Here is a 15,048-nt window from a genome sequence, read left to right as displayed (position 1 = left end):
CGACCGGGCGGCACGCGACGCCGCCGCCGAGGCCGGACGGGTGGCTCGTGAGGCCGACCGCCTCGAGCGCGGACCCCGGCGTCAGTCGCGCTCCCGCAGCACGTCCGCAGGTCGCTCGACGCTCGACCGTGCGGTCGGCGAGGCGTCGCGCACGCTGGCGCGCGAGCTGGCGAAGAGCCTGTTCCGCCGACGTCGCTGATCGCGCCCGGCGGGCCTGCCGACGGTGGCGGGCGACGTCGCCGGGGTGGCCTCAGGGTGACGTACGGGTGACCGATGGGTGACGTCCCCGAGGTGCACGCGGGGCGGTTCACGCCATAGTGGGGCCATGAGCCTCACTCCCGTCGGCACCCGTACGCGCCTCGGGTTCCGCGCCGTGGTGCTGGAGGTGGCGCTGATCGCCGTGCTCTACGTCGGCTACAGCGCCTCGCGGATGCTCGCCTCCGACGACCGCGGTGCGGCGCTCGACCGCGCGAAGGACCTGCTGGGCCTCGAGAAGGCCTGGCACCTGGACGTCGAGCAGGCCCTCAACACCTGGGTGGTGCACCACGACCTCGTGGCGGTCGCGTCGAGCTACTGGTACGCCACGGCGCACTACGTGGTCACCGCCGTCGTCCTCGTGTGGTTGTTCGTCCGCCGCCGCTGGTTGTACGGCCGGGCGCGGACGTCGCTCGTCGTGGCCTCTCTCGCCGGCCTGGCCTGCTACCTGACGGTGCCGATGGCCCCGCCACGCTTCGTCGAGGGCTACACCGACGTGCTCGCCCTGCACTCGGCCGCGGGCTGGTGGGGGTCCGATGCGTCCGCCCCGCGCGGCATGGGCGACCTGACCAACGAGCTCGCGGCCTTCCCGTCGCTGCACGCGGGCTGGGCGCTGTGGGTCGCGCTCGCCCTCACCGCGGCCGGGGTCGGTCGGGTCTGGCGCACCCTCGGCTGGGCGCACGCCCTCGTCACGGCCTTCGTCGTGGTCGGGACGGGCAACCACTGGCTGCTCGACGTCGTGGGTGGCTGGGCGGTCGTGGCCGTCGCGTGGGCCGGTGTGGAGATCGTCACCCAGCGGCGGGCGCCGGCGGATGCGACGGCGGCGGCACCGACTTCCTAGTCTGGGGGGCATGAGCGAGCACGCCCCCTCTCCCGTCCCCGTGACCGTGTCGGTGACGCGTCATGTCGACCCAGCGCACGAGGACCAGATGGTCGCGTGGCTGCGGGCCGGCTCCGAGCTGGCGGAGCGTTTCGACGGCTTCCTCGGATCGGGCTGGGTGCGGACGTCGCCGACGTCGGGGGAGTGGCACATGCTGTTCCGCTTCGCGAGCGACGCCGACCTCGACGTCTGGATGTCGTCGCGGCAGCGCCGGTGGTGGCTCGACAGCGCCCAGGGCATCGCCGACGAGACCCGGCTCGAGCGTCGCACCGGCATCGAGGGCTGGTTCGACGACCCGTCCCGTGTCGACCTCGAGGACCTGCGCTCGGTCCCGGTCGCGCCGCCGCGGTGGAAGCAGATGGTCTCGATCTTCATCGTCTTCTTCCCGCTGAGCGTCGTGACGAACGAGATCGGCGTGCACTACCTGGCCGACGTGTGGCTGCCCCTCCGCGTGCTCGCCACGGTCTGCGTCATGACGCCGCTCATGACATACGTGCTGCTGCCGTGGGTCACCCGGCTGCTCGGGCCGTGGCTGCACCGTCAGCCCCGGTCGCGCTGATCCGGGCGGGACCCCCGGCTCAGCGAGGGTCAGGCCTTCTTCGCGGCCCGGCGCACCGGCTTGCGCGCCGGCTTCGGACCCGGACGGTGCACGAGCACCGGGCAGGTGGCCTGGTTCAGGACCTTGTGCGAGACCGAGCCCATGAGCACCGCCTGGGTGCGGGTGCTCTGGCTCGCGAGCACGATGAGGCCGGAGTCGAACCGCTTGGCCGCCTTGATGATCTCGTTCGCCGGCGCGCCGCTGTAGACGTGCGTGGTGACGGGTGGTCCCCAGCCGTCGAGCGCCTCGGCGACCTTGAGCGTGGCCTGCTCGGCCTCGCGGCGGAACGACAGCTCCACGCCGCCGTCGGCGCTGCCCTCGGCCGCGAACGGCACGGCGGCGAGCGGGCTGACGACGGCGACGACGCTGACCTTCGTGACGCTGTCGGCGTCGACGACGTGGCGCAGGTACGTGGCGGACTGGAGCGACTGCTTCGAGCCGTCCGTGGCGACGAGCACGTGCATGGGCTTCTCCTGGGTGGGTCGTTGCGGGTGAGGCTAGCCGGACAGGTCGGTGGGGTCGAGGGCCTGCGGCTGGTGACGCATCGCGAAGGCGTTGACGCCGTACATGACGACGCCGATGAGGACGATCGCGCCGCACCACAGGATCGAGCCCGGGTCGTCGATCATCGTGTGCACGAGGATCGCCACGTTGGCGACGACGCCGACGACGAGGATGACGACCGGCGCGGAGTAGTGCTCGTGCTCGACGGGCGTCCCGCGCAGCTTGAGGGCCGCGAGGCAGACCATGCCGTACACGACGATGAGGAACAGGACGGTCACCGTCGCCAGCCGGTCGACGTCGGCCACGGCCAGCAGCACGCACACGAGGGCCGCCGTGAAGACGATCGAGACCCACGGGGTGCGGCGGGTGGCGTGGGTGCGGGCGAAGATCCGCGGCACGATGCCCTGGCGCGCCATGCCGTACATGATGCGCGACTGCGCCACGAGCGAGACGAGCGTCGTGTTGGTGACAGCCACGAGCGCGATCGCCGAGAACACGAGCTCGGGCACCGGGATCGGGCCGTTCTGCACGACGGTCAGCAGGCTGCCGTCCTCCCCCTTGTTCGCGGTGAGCTCGTCGAGGGGCGCCACCATCGACGCGATGAACGCGATGACCATGTAGAGCACGCCCGCGAGGGTCATGCCGCCGAGCAGCGCCCGAGGGAAGGTCCGGCTCGGGTCCTGCGTCTCCTCGGCGATGTTGGCGGCGTTCTCGAACCCCGTCATCGCGAAGAACGCGAGTGCCACCCCGCCCAGCACGACGAGCGTCGGGTTGCCCTCGTTGAGCTCGAACGGCTGCTGCAGGTTCGCGTCGCCCTCGGCCAGCACGACCACCCCGACTGCGAGGATGATGAGCAGCCCGGTGGTCTCGATCAGGGTCATGACCATGTTGGTCCACACCGACTCGGTGATGCCGCGGAAGTTCAGCAGCGACAGCGCGACGATGAAGATGATCGCGACGAGCGTGACCGACGCGCCCTCGACGAAGGACTGGAAGTAGGTGCCACCGAAGACGCGCGCCAGCGTGCCCGCGGCGGCGATCGTCGCGGCCAGCAGGCAGAACGTCACCATGAACGTGAGGAACCGGTTGCCGAACGCCTTGTGCGTGTAGAGCGCAGCCCCCGCCGCCTGGGGGTACTTGGTGATGAGCTCGGCGTAGGCGAAGCCGGTGAGCAGGGCGACGGTGACGCCGATGACGAAGGACAGCCAGAACGCGCCCCCGACCGTGAACGCCATGACGCCGATGAGGGCGTAGATGCCGGAGCCGAGCACGTCGCCCAGCACGTAGAAGAACAGGAGACGTCCCGTGATGGAGCGCTTCAGCTCCTCCTGCTGCCCGGAACCCCCGGATGCGTTCGTGATCTGGTCGCTCATGCGGTCCCTCCCGATCGCGTGTTCCGTCGATCGTGGTGGCACGGGCGGGTGGGCGCAAGCCCAGCGGGGTTGCGGCGCGGTTACGAGCCGCGGACGTACCCGAGCCGCGCCGCCCGTTCCAGGATCCCGAGGGTGGCCTTGAGGCCGTCCTCGTCGACGATCGGGAACCGCTCCTTCCACTCGTCGCGCGCGTGGCTCCAGTCGAGCACCGACGTGACCCGCGTGCCGCCGTCGACGGGTTCCAGCCGGTATCCCCAGCGGTGCCCGATCGGCGGGCGCACCCGGCCGATGATCGACCAGGTGACCAGCTGGTCGGGCTCGTACTCCTCGATGACGACCGTGACGTCGTACTCCTTGAGGTCGGGGATGTCGCCGTAGGACTCACGGTCCATGTGCACGAGGAACCGGTCGCCGACCGCAGCGACGAGGTCGCCCTCGACCGACTGGAGCATGCCGGAGGCGTCGATCGCGACGTGACCCCACGGGTCGCGCAGCACCGCGAAGATCGTGTCGGCCGACGCCTTCACCACGCGGCTGGTCTCGATGCGTTCGTCGGGGTAGCGCTCGCTCATGCGTCCATCGTCGGCCGCCGCCCGCGGTCGCGCACCCCGTCCGCGCCCGGCGAGCACCCCCGCCCGGCCCGCCTGTTTGCGTGGGGCCCCACGCGAACAGGCTCCTCCCACCGCAGACATGCGCCCGATCTGCGCGTCTGCGTGGGGCCCCACGCAAACGCGCGCTTGGGGCGGGTCAGCAGCAGCGCGCCATCGGCGCGTGCTCGACCCGGTCGGCGCGGTGGCGCTCGAAGGCACGGCGGGTGGTGGGCTCGACGCCGTCGCGCTCGCACGCCACGAGGTAGTCGTCCCACGCCGCCTCGCCCGTGAACTCACGCACGAGACGGCGGAAGCGGGCGAACCGGCTCATCGGTGACCCCGCGGGCTCGTCAGCTCGCCCCGCTCGGCCTCCCACGCGGCGACCGCCTCCTTCTCCTCGCGGGTCGCGACGAAGTCGGCCGGTGCGACGATCTGCGACGGCACGTGCGGCACCTCGGTGGTGGGCAGCGACCCGGCCCGGACCGCGCGCACCCAGATCACCACGGCGTTCGCCACGACCACGATCACGAGCAGGGCGAAGACCGCCTGGATGACGCCGTTCGTCGTGGAGTTGCGGATGATCTGGTCCATCTGGCCCGCGTCGGCCGCGGGCGCCAGCACGTCGCCGGCGTCGCGTGCCTCGCGGTACCGGTCGGCCTGGGCGAAGTAGCCGATGGCGGGGTTGTCGCTGAACACCTTCTGCCAGCTCGCCGTCATGGTGACGACCAGGTCCCACGCGAGCGGGATGCCGGGCACCCAGACCCACCTCAGCTTGCCGTGCTTGAGCAGCAAGGTCACGCAGAGCGTCAGGGCGATGGCGGCGAGCAGCTGGTTGGCGATGCCGAACAGCGGGAAGAGCTGGTTGATGCCACCCAGCGGGTCGCTGATGCCGATGTAGAGGAAGTAGCCCCACGCGCCCACCGTGACGGCACTCGCGCCCCACGCGGCGGGCCGCCACGAGACGTCGCCGAAGCGGGACCAGACGTTGCCGATGGTGTCCTGCAGCATGAACCGGCCGACGCGGGTGCCGGCGTCGACGGCGGTGAGGATGAACAGCGCCTCGAACATGATCGCGAAGTGGTACCAGAAGGCCCGCAGGTTGCCGCCGAACGCCTCGTGGAAGACCTGGGAGAGGCCGAAGGCGAGGGTCGGCGCGCCGCCTGTGCGCGACACCAGCGTCGACTCCTCGATCGACGCCGCCGCGGCGGTGAGGTCGCCGGGCGTGATCGTGAAGCCGAGCTGGCTGACGAACGCCGCCGCGCCCTCGGGCGTGCCGCCGGTCGCGCCGGCGGGGGCGTTCATCGCGTAGTAGAGGCCCTGGTCGATGACGACGGCCGCGATGAGCGCGCTGATGGCCACGAACGACTCCATCAGCATGCCGCCGTACCCGATCATCCGGACGTGGCTCTCCTTGGCGATCATCTTCGGCGTCGTGCCGGACGCGATGAGTGCGTGGAAGCCCGACAGCGCACCGCAGGCGATGGTGATGAAGACGAACGGGAACAGCTTGCCCGCGAACACCGGACCGTCGCCGTCGACGGCGAAGCTCGTGACCGCGTCGGCCTGCAGGGTCGGCGCGGCGATGACCAGGCCGACGGCCAGCAGCACGATGACGCCGATCTTCATGAACGTCGAGAGGTAGTCGCGCGGTGTCAGCAGCATCCAGACCGGCAGGATCGACGCGACGAAGCCGTAGACGACGAGCGCGATGACGAGGTGCTCCTTGCTGAGCGTGAGCGCGTCGCCGAGGCCCAGCTGGTCGACGTACCCGCCGCCGACGATCGCGAGCAGCAGGAGCACGACGCCGATGGCGGTGGTCTCGAGGACGCGACCGGGCCGCAGGTAGCGCAGGTAGAAGCCCATGAAGAGCGCGATGGGGATGGTGAGGCCGATCGAGAAGACGCCCCACGGCGACTCCGCGAGCGCGTTCACGACCACCAGCGCCAGCACCGCGAGGATGATGATCATGATCGCGAAGACGGCGATCAACGCCGCCGTGCCGCCGACGACGCCGATCTCGTCGCGCACCATCTGGCCGAGGCTCTTGCCGTCGCGGCGCATCGACAGGAACAGCACGACCATGTCCTGGACGGCGCCGGCGAGGATGACGCCGACGATGATCCAGATGGTGCCGGGCAGGTAGCCCATCTGCGCCGCGAGGACAGGACCGACGAGCGGACCGGCGCCGGCGATGGCGGCGAAGTGGTGGCCGAACAGCACCCGGCGGTCGGTCACCTCGTAGTCGACGCCGTTCTCCAGGCGCTCGGCCGGGGTCGCGCGCGTGTCGTCGACCTCGAGGACCTTGCGCGCGATGAACCGCGAGTAGAAGCGGTACGCGATGGCGTACGACGACAGGGCGGCGAACAGGATCCACAGCGCCGACACGTCCTCTCCACGCGAGAGCGCGAGGACGGCCCAGCAGACGGCGCCGACGAGGGCGACCGCCGACCAGACGACGATGGTGCGGATCCGACTGTCCCCACCTCCGGTGCCGGTGGGCTGCGGGGCGGTCGGGGTACGGGTGCTCATGGGTCTCCCGGGGAGGTGCAGCAGGACAGGACTCGGGCGCCGGTCGGCGGGACGGGCCGGCGCGCCGATCCATCCGACCATGCGTGACCCGGGTCACGCCAGTTGCGTACGTTGCGTCGCGCCGAGCGGTGCCGGTCCGTCGGCGAGCGGTGCACGCGGCACCGGTCCTCCGGAGGTGTGTCGGGGGCCGCGGACTGCGGGCCGGACGCCTGCACCCGCCCATCGGCTCAGGCTCTCGACGGACGGGCGGTTCAGGCGTACGGTGCGCTGTGAGGCAGGTCACACGGGCCGCCTCATCGGGGGGTCGCCCGTGGGCGTCCCAGGAGAAGGGGTTCACCATGAAGCGATCGATGAGACTTGCAGGCGCGGCGGCCATGGCGGTGGGAGCACTCGTCGCCGTCGGACCGACGACGGCTGGACCGGCGGCCGCCGCCAACGACTGCACCGCACCCCGGTGGGACGTCCACCCGGACCTGATCAGCACCGGCACGTTCAGCTGGGGCGACGGCACCGCCATCCGCACCGCCGGCTACAACGACTGCACCATCGTCGGCCGCGGGTACCCCAACCAGGGGATCGACGTGCACTGCAGCCGCCAGAACGACAACGGCGTCTGGTGGGTGTACGCCCGCAACACCAGCACGGGGAAGGCGGGCTGGGCGAGCTACAGCGCCGTCTACACGTCGGGCAGCGTGCTGCCGCCCCGGTGCTCCTGACCGCGACGTCCACCCGCCGCGCACTCGCGCGGCGGGTGGACGTCAGTGGCTCCGGGCGGTCACGCCGCGGGCGTATCGTCGAAGCATGAAGGCGTTGGTCACCGGCGGGGTCAGGTCGGGCAAGTCGTTCCACGCGGAGTCGCTGGTGGTGGCGCACGAGCAGGTCGTCTACGTGGCACCCGGACCGCCGGCCGACCCCGACGACGACCCCGAGTGGGCCGAGCGCGTCGTCCGGCACCAGGACCGGCGGCCGTCGCACTGGGTCACGCTCGAGACCACCGACCTGGTCGCGGCCATCGAGGACGGCGGGGCCGACGGTGGGGACGAGACCGCCGTGCTCGTCGACTGCCTGGGCACCTGGCTCACCGCCCAGCTCGACGAGCTCGACGCGTGGGACGCGATCCGCGAGGACTGGGAGCCGGTGCTGATGGCGAGGGTCGACGCCGCCGCGTCGGCGCTCGCCCGGACGCCGCGCACCGTCGTGCTCGTGACCAACGAGGTCGGGATGGGCGTGGTGCCGGAGCACCGGTCGGGCCGCGTGTTCCGCGACCTGCTCGGCGTCGTGAACCAGCGGTTCGCCGCCGAGTGCGACCAGGTGCTCCTCGTCGTCGCCGGGCGCGTCCTCGCCCTCTGACCCTGTTCTTCCCGCCCCCTCCCCGCTGAGCGTGACGTTCGCGGGGTGATTCCGGCGTCGCGACCCCGCGAACGTCACGCTCAGCGGGGGTGGGGAGGGTTCGGGGGAGTGGGGTGGACCCGGGGAGGGGCTAGCGTCGGGGAGTGCACCCCGACGTCGAGATCCTCCGCGCGGCGGTCCGCGTGCCCACCGTGGCCGACCGCGACCCGGCGCTCACCGACCCCGAGCCGTTCGCGCGCCTGCACGAGCTGCTCGCCGAGCACTTCCCGCTCCTGCACGCGCAGCTCGAGCGCGTCGACCTCGGCGACGCCGCCCCGCGGGCGCTGCTCTGGCGCTGGGCCGGCACCTCGGCCGACCGTCCCGTGGTGCTCATGGCCCACCAGGACGTCGTCCCCGTGACCCCGGACGACCCGTGGACGCACGACGCGTTCGCCGCCGACGTCGTCGAGACGCCCGACGGTCCGGCCGTCTGGGGGCGCGGCACGCTCGACGACAAGGGCCAGCTCGTCGCGATCTGCACGGCCGTCGAACGGCTCCTCGCCGACGGCTTCGAGCCGGCGCAGGACGTCTGGCTGTCCTTCGGGGCCGACGAGGAGGTGTCGGGCCCGTCGGCGCCGGCTGCCGTCGCCGAGCTGGCCCGCCGCGGGGTGGAGCCGTGGTTCGTGCTCGACGAGGGGGGCGCGGTCGCCGGGCAAGCGTTCCCCGGCGTGTCGGCACCCGTCGCGGTCATCGGCTCGACCGAGAAGGGCACGACCACCCTCTCGCTCACGGTCACCGGACGAGGCGGGCACTCGTCCACGCCCCCGACCCGCGCACCCGCTGCGCGGCTCGGTCGGGCCCTGTGGCGGCTCGATCGTCAGCAGTTCGGGGTCAACGTGCCCGGTCCCACCGTCGACCTGCTCCGCCGGCTCGCCGGGCACCTGCCCCTCCCGCTGCGCGCGCTGCTCGCGGGCGCCACGCGGACCCCGTCGGCCGTGCTCGGTCGCGCGCTCGTGGCCGCCGGTCCGGAGACGGCGGCGATGGCGCGCACCACCATGGTCGCGACCACGCTCGAGGGTGCGCCCGCGCACAACGTGATCCCGGCGCGGGCGCGCGCCGAGGTCAACCTGAGGATCATGCCCGGCGAGAGCGTCGCCGCGGCGCTGGAGCACGTGCGCTCCGCGGTGGACGACGACGAGGTGGTCGTCGACGTCGTCGAGGCCAACGAGCCCAGCCCGCTGTCGCCCACCACCGAGCCTGAGGCGCAGGGGGCGTTCGCCCTGCTCGAACGGACGGTCGGTGCCGTGTTCCCGGACGCCGTCGTCACGCCCTACGTGATGATGGCCGGCACCGACAGCCGCACCTTCACCGCGATCTGCCCCCGTGTGTACCGCTTCGCGCCGCTGCGGATGAGCAAGGAGCAGCGGGCGTCGATCCACTCCTACGACGAGCACGTGCACGTGGCGGCCTGGTTGGAGGGCGTCGACTGGTACGTAGCGCTCCTGAAGGGCCTGTGACGTGACCGCGACCGCGACGCTGCACCGCTCGCTCTGGTCCGTCGTCGGCTTCCTCGTGGCCGTCGAGGTCGTGAGCGGCGTCCTGCAGGGCTTCTACACCCCGATCTTCTCCGACATCGCCCGTCACCTCGGCATCCGCGACGCCGACGTCAACTGGTTCGAGGCCGCGCAGCTCGTGCTTTCGGCGCTCGCCGTGCCCCTGCTGGCGCGGCTGGGCGACCTCTGGGGGCACCGCAACGTGCTCCTGCTGTCGACCGCCGTGACCGCGGTCGGGTCGTGGACGCTCGCCCTCGCGCCGGGCTTCTCGACGTTCCTCGTCGGCTGGGCGCTCCAGGGCGCCTACGTGGTGTGGCTGCCCGTCGAGGTGGCGATCATCCACCGTCGCACCGCCGGCCGGGCCGACCAGCACCGCACGACGCGTCGTGCCGCGGCGTTCCTGGTGGCCGCGCTCGAGGCCGGCGTCATCGTCGGCGCGCTCACCTCGGGCGCCCTCGTGGAGGCGACGTCGATGACGGTGCTGCTGTGCCTCCCCGCCGTCGCGGTGACGGCCTGCCTGCTCGTCGTCTGGTTCGGGGTCGAGCGCGACCGCGGGCAGGCCTCGGGCGGCTACGACTACGCGGGACTCGGCTGGCTCACGGTCACGCTCGGCCTGCTGATGGGCGGGCTCATCGCCATCCGGCTGCTCGGCACCGGGTCGCCCGTCCCGTGGCTCCTGGTCGCGCTCTCGCTGGCGGCGCTCGCCGGGCTCGTGCGGTTCGAGCGGGCGCTGGGCGAGAAGGCCGGGTGCACGGTCGCGCCGTTGATCGACGTGCGCACCTTCGCCCTGCGCGCCCAGTGGCCCGTCCAGCTCACGGCGTTCCTGTTCGGGATGTCGGTGCTCGGCGCGCAGATCCCGCTGTCGACGTTCGCGCGGACCGACCCCGACGTCGCGGGCTTCGGCCTCGGCGCCTCGGCGGCGTTCGTCTCGACGCTCATCGGCGTCTACGTCGTCACCATGGTGGTCGGCGCGCTGTCGTTGCCGCTGCTCGCCCGCCTGCTCGGCCCGCGCGTCGCGATGGTCGTGGGCTGCACGCTCGTCGGTGTCGGCTACGGCCTGTTCCTCCCCCTGCACGACAGCGCGGGGCAGACGCTCACGAACATGGGCGTCGCCGGAGTCGGGTCGGGCCTGCTGGTGGCCGCGCTCCCGGCCGCCGCGGCGGCAGCAGCACCGGCGCACGCGACGGGCTTCGCCACCGGCATGACCAACGCGACGAAGACGGTGGGCGGCGCGATCGCCTCCGCGGTGTTCGCCATCGCTCTCGCCTCGACCGGCTCGATCGACGATCCTGCGCTCGGGCACGCGCCGCTGTCGGGCTACCTGACGGTGTGGGCGGTGTGCTCGCTGTCGGCGCTCGCGGCGGCGGTGGTGCTGCTGGTCACCCGTCGCGGTGCCGGCGCGACGTCCGAGGGTGGGCTCAGCGCGAGGTGAGGCGGCGTCGACGTCGGGCCCACGGGGCCAGGACGAGTGCCACGGCGGTCGCACCGGCGGCGCCGAGCAGCCACCAGGCCAGCTGGTGGCGCGTGTCGTCGAGCGGGTCGCGTCCGGCGACCGTCGGCAGGATCTTCGTGTCCTGCGGTGCCGACGCCGCCCGAGCCGTGCCTGGGGCGGCGTTCGAGGTGCTCGTCATGGCGGCGACGGGCTGGATCGTGCCCCAGCCGCGGGTGTCGTCGCGCTGGTCCTCGACCGGTCGGTCCGCCGTGGCCAGAAGCCGGTTGACCACCTGGCGGGGCGAGTCGTCGGGGAAGCGCTGGACGAGCATCGCGGCCAGGGCGCTCACGTAGCCCGTGGCGTAGCTCGTGTACGGGTGGTCGAGGCCCACGAGGCAGTCGCCGTTGGAGCGGAACGCGGTGAGCACGTTGGCTCCCGGGGCGGCGACGTCGACGTGCGGGCCGTGCACGCTCCAGTCGTCGACGGCGCCGGCGGCGTTCGTCGCCGCGACGCCGACCACGCCGTCGAAGCCGGCCGGGTACTGCACCTGGGTGAAGGGAGCGTCCTCCTGCGTGTTGCCCGACGCCGCGACCACGATGGCGCCGCTGCGCAGGGCGAGCTCGGTGGCTCGACGCAGGGCCGGAAGGTCCTTGTCGGACGAGCCCGTCGTGAGCGAGACGTTGATGACGTCGACGCCCTGCTGGGCCGCCCACCGGATGCCGGCGGCGACGTCGGCCGTGGTGCTGCCCTCGCCGAGCACGCGGACCGGCACGATCGTGGCCTCGGGCGCGGCCCCGATGAGCACCGACCCCGACGCGCGGCGGGCCGCGATGATGCCGGCGAGGGCCGTGCCGTGGGCGTAGGGGTCCTCGGTGGCGCGGCCGCCGATGAAGGAGCGACCGGGCTCCACGCCCGAGCGCAGGTGCTGGTTTCGGGTGTCGACCCCGGTGTCGACCACGGCGACCCGGACGCCCTTGCCGGTGCCCTCGCGCCAGGCGTCGGGGAAGCCGGCGTCGCGCACGTTCGTCATCGCGGTCGGGTCGGAGACGAGCTGGGTGCGACCCACCTCGCAGCGTCCCTCCTGCGCGTCGGGCGGCTGGTCGACGGCCGCGGCCGGTGCGAGCGGCGTCAGGGTGGTCAGCAGCAGGGCCGCGCCGGCGACGACGTGCGGGAGGCGCAGCGTCACTGCTTCGCCCCGTCGGCCGCCTGCACGGCCGCGGCGAGCGAGAGCTCGGGGCCGCTGGCGAACAGCTCGACCCACGCGCGCGGCGTGGCGATCGGCTCGACCGACTCGTAGCCGAGCGCCCGCAGGACGGTGGGCACCTGGTCCTTCGGCCCGATGGCGAACCGGGTCCCGCGGGAGTCGACGAGGAAGGTGGTGTCGTTCGTGCTCGCACGCGAGCGGGTCGTCGAGCGCACCAGCGCCCCGCGCCCCTGCTCGACGCGGACCAGACGCTGGGCGCCCGTGGCGCGCGCCTCGTCGCGGGTGGCCTCGGCCAGCACCGGCGTGCTGGTGGCGCCGTCCTCGCCGGCCACGAGCTGCAGGCACGGCCGTCGGTCGTCGCTCTGGTCGGGCAGCTCGGTGGGCCAGTCGCCGGGCACGACGCCCGACGCGCTCTGCGCCGGGACGGACTGCACGTCGCCGACGTCGACCTGCTGCTCGGGGAGCCGGCTCGTCGCGGTGTAGACGGCGTAGGCGAAGTCGCTGAGCTGCACGAGGCCGCGGCGGCCGAGCACGTAGCCCGTGCCGTCGACGGAGACCGGGGTGCCGACGACGTCGAGACCGGACACCCCCGTGCTCCCGCTGAAGCGGCTGCCTGAACCGGGCACGGTGAACGGGGCGAGCGACGTGCCCTCGGGCACGAGCTGCAGCCACGCGTCCGACGCCGGGAACGGGTCGTCCTGCCCGACCCCGACGCCGCGCAGCACCGACTGGCCGAGCCGGCCGGCCGGCACGGCGTAGCGCCGGGACCCCGACACGAGCCAGAGCCGGTCCTTCGTGTCGCGGGCGAGCAGCGAGTCCTGGCTCGAACGCCGGGTCCCCGGGGTGTCGCTGACGTCGACCGTCAGCCCACCCTGCTCGTTGGTGCACGCGCTCCACCGGTCCTGCACGAGCAGCGACGCGGGGGTCAGGTAGTCGGGCGCGCCGGGGATGCCGACGGGCTGCGACTTCGGCTCGTCGACGAGCACGTCGTCGGGGACGTAGGAGACCTTCACCTGGTCCTGGCCCGCCAGGGCGAGCCGGGCCGAGGTGATGTTGATGACGGGGAACAGCGTCCCCTCGTACTGCACGAACCGCGAGCCGCTGTCCTTCGCGATGACCAGGCCGTTCTCGCGCCAGCCGTCGCCGACGGCGGGCTTGAGCACGCCAGCGACGGCGGCACCGGCCACCAGCAGGGCTGCCAGCACGATGCCGCCGGCGAGCGTGCGCCCGTAGCGGACGGGTTCGACCTCCCGTCCGCCCGGGGCACCGCTCAGGAACGCCGTGACGAGGCGACGGCGGTTGAAGGAGTGCGCCTCGACCAGGTCACGCTTGCTCGCCATCCGTCAGACGAGACGGTGGCGGGCCGAGTACGGCCGACGCAGGAGCACGCCACCGATCAGCAGGAAGACGGCGCCCAGAGCGGCGAGCAGGTTGAGCCCGTCCTCCACACCCGTGGCGGGCAGCTCCTCGCCGCGGGGCGTGGCCGCAGCGCCGGAGCCCGACGCGACGAGTCCGCCGAGCGAGGAGTCGAGGCCGCTCAGGCCCTGCGGCACTGAGTTGCCGAGGCCCGGGGCAACCGCGCCGCCGTCGGAGACGTTGCCGCCGCCGCCGTTGCCACCGCCGTTACCGCCGCCGTTACCGCCACCGTTGCCCCCGCCGTTCCCGCCGCCGGGCGTCGGGATGGTGGGCGTGGGCGTGGTGGGCTGCGGCGTCGTCGGCTCAGGGTCCGGCGTGGGGATGGTCGGCTCGGGCGTCGTGGGCTCCGGGTCCGGGGTGGGGATGGTCGGCACCGGGATCGTGGGCACCGGGATGGTGGGCTCGGGGTCCGGGTCGAGGATGGGGAAGCAGTCCGGGTCGAGCGGGTTCACGAGCAGGTCGCAGTCGCCATCGGCGAGGGCGGCCGCGTCCGCGGTGGCCGCGCGGGCGGTCGCGTCGGCCGTGGTGTCGGTGTCCGCGGCGAACGCCAGCTGGGGCAGCGAGAAGGACAGCAGGACGGCGCCCACGGTGAGGGCGGCCCCGGAGGTGGCCTGGCGCAGCTTCATGAGGTGTCTCCTTGGTAGTTCAGGACCGGACGGCGGCGACGATGCCGACCGCGATGACGAGGAGTGGGAGGAGGGCGACGAGTGACGCGAGCTCGACCACCTCGACGAGACGGCCGCGCACGACCGACTCCTCGGAGCGGACCAGCGTGGCCACGAGGGTGGCCGCGGCAGCGACGACGAGGACGATGACGAGCTCCAGGCGCCACTCGGGCTGGAGCACGAGCACGCTGAGCGCGACGGCGAGCAGCCCGGCGCCGGCGCCGGCGAGCCCGACGCCGACCTCGGTGCCGGAGCGCAGCTGACGCGTGCGGGCGAGCAGGACGACGCTGACGCACACCGTGGCCAGCGCACCGGTGACCCCGAGGGTGACGGCGAGGGGGGCGACGAGCAGGAGCAGCACGCCGATGGACGCGGTGAGGGCCAGGAAGATGCTGTGGCCGGTGGCGGCGCTGGACCGCACCTGGTCGATCGAGACCTCGTCGGGGTCCTCGACCTCCACGGTCGGGTCCTGCGGCTGGGCGGCCGAGCCGCCGACGAGCGTCAGCGACAGCGCGGGCAGCAGGCTGGAGAGGATGGTCAGCACGGCGAGCAGCGTCAGGTACGCCTCCGCGGCCCCGATGTCGGTGGACGCGACGATGGAGCTGGTCATCGCCACCAGCGCGCCGACGACCAGGCCGGGCGCGAGCAGCACCCGTCGCTCCACGGTCCCGACGAGCGCCAGGGCCGCGGCGACCGCGGCCCCGCCGCCGGCGGCGGCGA

Annotated in this window: 15 protein-coding genes and 1 pseudogene; 7 read left to right on the top strand and 9 right to left on the bottom strand. The window is 73.1% G+C overall.

The genetic code is table 11. The features are described from left to right. From NH339_RS13795 to NH339_RS13785, 3 genes are all read left to right on the top strand, one after another. On the top strand, nucleotides 1-199 hold a 199-nt coding region (locus tag NH339_RS13795), incomplete at its 5' end, for a hypothetical protein (protein WP_253026290.1). Nucleotides 200-325: 126 nt separating this feature from the next. After that, nucleotides 326-1,096 (top strand): phosphatase PAP2 family protein, encoded by a 771-nt coding sequence (locus tag NH339_RS13790; RefSeq protein ID WP_253026288.1) that lies wholly within the window; start codon nucleotides 326-328, stop codon nucleotides 1,094-1,096. A gap of 10 nt (nucleotides 1,097-1,106) precedes the next feature. Then, the gene (locus NH339_RS13785) at nucleotides 1,107-1,694 is read left to right on the top strand and encodes an antibiotic biosynthesis monooxygenase (protein WP_253026286.1); all 588 of its coding nucleotides are present in this window, start codon (nucleotides 1,107-1,109) and stop codon (nucleotides 1,692-1,694) included. A gap of 29 nt (nucleotides 1,695-1,723) precedes the next feature. On the opposite strand, the gene NH339_RS13780 is transcribed toward NH339_RS13785, so the two are convergent. The 5 genes from NH339_RS13780 to NH339_RS13760 form a co-directional block, all read right to left on the bottom strand. Next, nucleotides 1,724-2,197 (bottom strand): universal stress protein, encoded by a 474-nt coding sequence (locus NH339_RS13780; protein WP_067860380.1) that lies wholly within the window; start codon nucleotides 2,195-2,197, stop codon nucleotides 1,724-1,726. 33 nt (nucleotides 2,198-2,230) lie between these two features. After that, nucleotides 2,231-3,610 carry an APC family permease gene (locus NH339_RS13775; protein ID WP_253026284.1) on the bottom strand — a complete coding sequence of 460 codons (1,380 nt, stop codon included), beginning with the start codon at nucleotides 3,608-3,610 and terminating at the stop codon, nucleotides 2,231-2,233. Nucleotides 3,611-3,690: 80 nt separating this feature from the next. Then, nucleotides 3,691-4,182 (bottom strand): SRPBCC family protein, encoded by a 492-nt coding sequence (locus NH339_RS13770; protein ID WP_253026282.1) that lies wholly within the window; start codon nucleotides 4,180-4,182, stop codon nucleotides 3,691-3,693. A gap of 175 nt (nucleotides 4,183-4,357) precedes the next feature. Next, nucleotides 4,358-4,531: a CstA-like transporter-associated (seleno)protein gene (locus NH339_RS13765; RefSeq protein WP_253026280.1), complete on the bottom strand. Its 174-nt coding sequence runs from the start codon at nucleotides 4,529-4,531 to the stop codon at nucleotides 4,358-4,360. Continuing rightward, nucleotides 4,528-6,729 (bottom strand): carbon starvation CstA family protein, encoded by a 2,202-nt coding sequence (locus tag NH339_RS13760; RefSeq protein WP_253026278.1) that lies wholly within the window; start codon nucleotides 6,727-6,729, stop codon nucleotides 4,528-4,530. The genes NH339_RS13765 and NH339_RS13760 overlap by 4 nt, the downstream gene beginning before the upstream one ends. Nucleotides 6,730-7,067: 338 nt before the next feature. Between NH339_RS13760 and NH339_RS13755 the strand changes: the two genes are divergently transcribed. From NH339_RS13755 to NH339_RS13740, 4 genes are all read left to right on the top strand, one after another. Further along, nucleotides 7,068-7,445 carry a hypothetical protein gene (locus NH339_RS13755; protein ID WP_253026276.1) on the top strand — a complete coding sequence of 126 codons (378 nt, stop codon included), beginning with the start codon at nucleotides 7,068-7,070 and terminating at the stop codon, nucleotides 7,443-7,445. A gap of 85 nt (nucleotides 7,446-7,530) precedes the next feature. Further along, nucleotides 7,531-8,079, top strand: coding sequence for a bifunctional adenosylcobinamide kinase/adenosylcobinamide-phosphate guanylyltransferase (gene cobU / locus NH339_RS13750; RefSeq protein WP_253026274.1), 549 nt, complete (start codon nucleotides 7,531-7,533; stop codon nucleotides 8,077-8,079). A 143-nt stretch (nucleotides 8,080-8,222) separates the two neighbouring features. Beyond that, the gene (locus tag NH339_RS13745; RefSeq protein ID WP_253026272.1) at nucleotides 8,223-9,575 is read left to right on the top strand and encodes a M20/M25/M40 family metallo-hydrolase; all 1,353 of its coding nucleotides are present in this window, start codon (nucleotides 8,223-8,225) and stop codon (nucleotides 9,573-9,575) included. Nucleotide 9,576: 1 nt separating this feature from the next. Then, nucleotides 9,577-11,043 carry an MFS transporter gene (locus tag NH339_RS13740; RefSeq protein ID WP_253026270.1) on the top strand — a complete coding sequence of 489 codons (1,467 nt, stop codon included), beginning with the start codon at nucleotides 9,577-9,579 and terminating at the stop codon, nucleotides 11,041-11,043. Here the strand turns inward: NH339_RS13740 and NH339_RS13735 are convergent. From NH339_RS13735 to NH339_RS13720, 4 genes and pseudogenes are all read right to left on the bottom strand, one after another. After that, nucleotides 11,030-12,229 carry a S8 family serine peptidase gene (locus NH339_RS13735; RefSeq protein WP_253026268.1) on the bottom strand — a complete coding sequence of 400 codons (1,200 nt, stop codon included), beginning with the start codon at nucleotides 12,227-12,229 and terminating at the stop codon, nucleotides 11,030-11,032. The genes NH339_RS13740 and NH339_RS13735 overlap by 14 nt on opposite strands. Continuing rightward, complete coding sequence (eccB, locus tag NH339_RS13730; protein ID WP_253026266.1) at nucleotides 12,226-13,587, bottom strand: type VII secretion protein EccB; 1,362 nt, start codon at nucleotides 13,585-13,587, stop codon at nucleotides 12,226-12,228. Before eccB ends, NH339_RS13735 begins: the two co-directional genes overlap by 4 nt. Before the next feature lie 3 nt (nucleotides 13,588-13,590). Next, entirely contained in the window at nucleotides 13,591-14,289 is a 699-nt protein-coding gene (locus tag NH339_RS13725; protein ID WP_253026264.1) for an LPXTG cell wall anchor domain-containing protein, read from the bottom strand. Nucleotides 14,290-14,308: 19 nt separating this feature from the next. Further along, nucleotides 14,309-15,048, bottom strand: a pseudogene (locus tag NH339_RS13720) (hypothetical protein); the annotation flags it as partial.

This window comes from Aeromicrobium sp. CnD17-E (assembly GCF_024124745.1).
In the GTDB taxonomy this organism is placed as follows: Bacteria; Actinomycetota; Actinomycetes; order Propionibacteriales; family Nocardioidaceae; genus Aeromicrobium.
The sequence above is the reverse complement of the archived record's forward strand: the minus strand, read 5'-3'. Positions and strand labels throughout refer to the sequence as shown.

What these genes read in the sequence shown, in the direction of transcription:
- NH339_RS13760 (WP_253026278.1), bottom strand. Translation starts at nt 6,729, where the DNA reads ATGAGCACCCGTACCCCGACCGCCCCGCAGCCCACCGGCACCGGAGGT.
- eccB (WP_253026266.1), bottom strand. Translation starts at nt 13,587, where the DNA reads ATGGCGAGCAAGCGTGACCTGGTCGAGGCGCACTCCTTCAACCGCCGT.
- NH339_RS13785 (WP_253026286.1), top strand. Translation starts at nt 1,107, where the DNA reads ATGAGCGAGCACGCCCCCTCTCCCGTCCCCGTGACCGTGTCGGTGACG.
- NH339_RS13725 (WP_253026264.1), bottom strand. Translation starts at nt 14,289, where the DNA reads ATGAAGCTGCGCCAGGCCACCTCCGGGGCCGCCCTCACCGTGGGCGCC.
- NH339_RS13790 (WP_253026288.1), top strand. Translation starts at nt 326, where the DNA reads ATGAGCCTCACTCCCGTCGGCACCCGTACGCGCCTCGGGTTCCGCGCC.
- NH339_RS13780 (WP_067860380.1), bottom strand. Translation starts at nt 2,197, where the DNA reads ATGCACGTGCTCGTCGCCACGGACGGCTCGAAGCAGTCGCTCCAGTCC.
- cobU (WP_253026274.1), top strand. Translation starts at nt 7,531, where the DNA reads ATGAAGGCGTTGGTCACCGGCGGGGTCAGGTCGGGCAAGTCGTTCCAC.
- NH339_RS13770 (WP_253026282.1), bottom strand. Translation starts at nt 4,182, where the DNA reads ATGAGCGAGCGCTACCCCGACGAACGCATCGAGACCAGCCGCGTGGTG.
- NH339_RS13755 (WP_253026276.1), top strand. Translation starts at nt 7,068, where the DNA reads ATGAAGCGATCGATGAGACTTGCAGGCGCGGCGGCCATGGCGGTGGGA.
- NH339_RS13775 (WP_253026284.1), bottom strand. Translation starts at nt 3,610, where the DNA reads ATGAGCGACCAGATCACGAACGCATCCGGGGGTTCCGGGCAGCAGGAG.
- NH339_RS13765 (WP_253026280.1), bottom strand. Translation starts at nt 4,531, where the DNA reads ATGAGCCGGTTCGCCCGCTTCCGCCGTCTCGTGCGTGAGTTCACGGGC.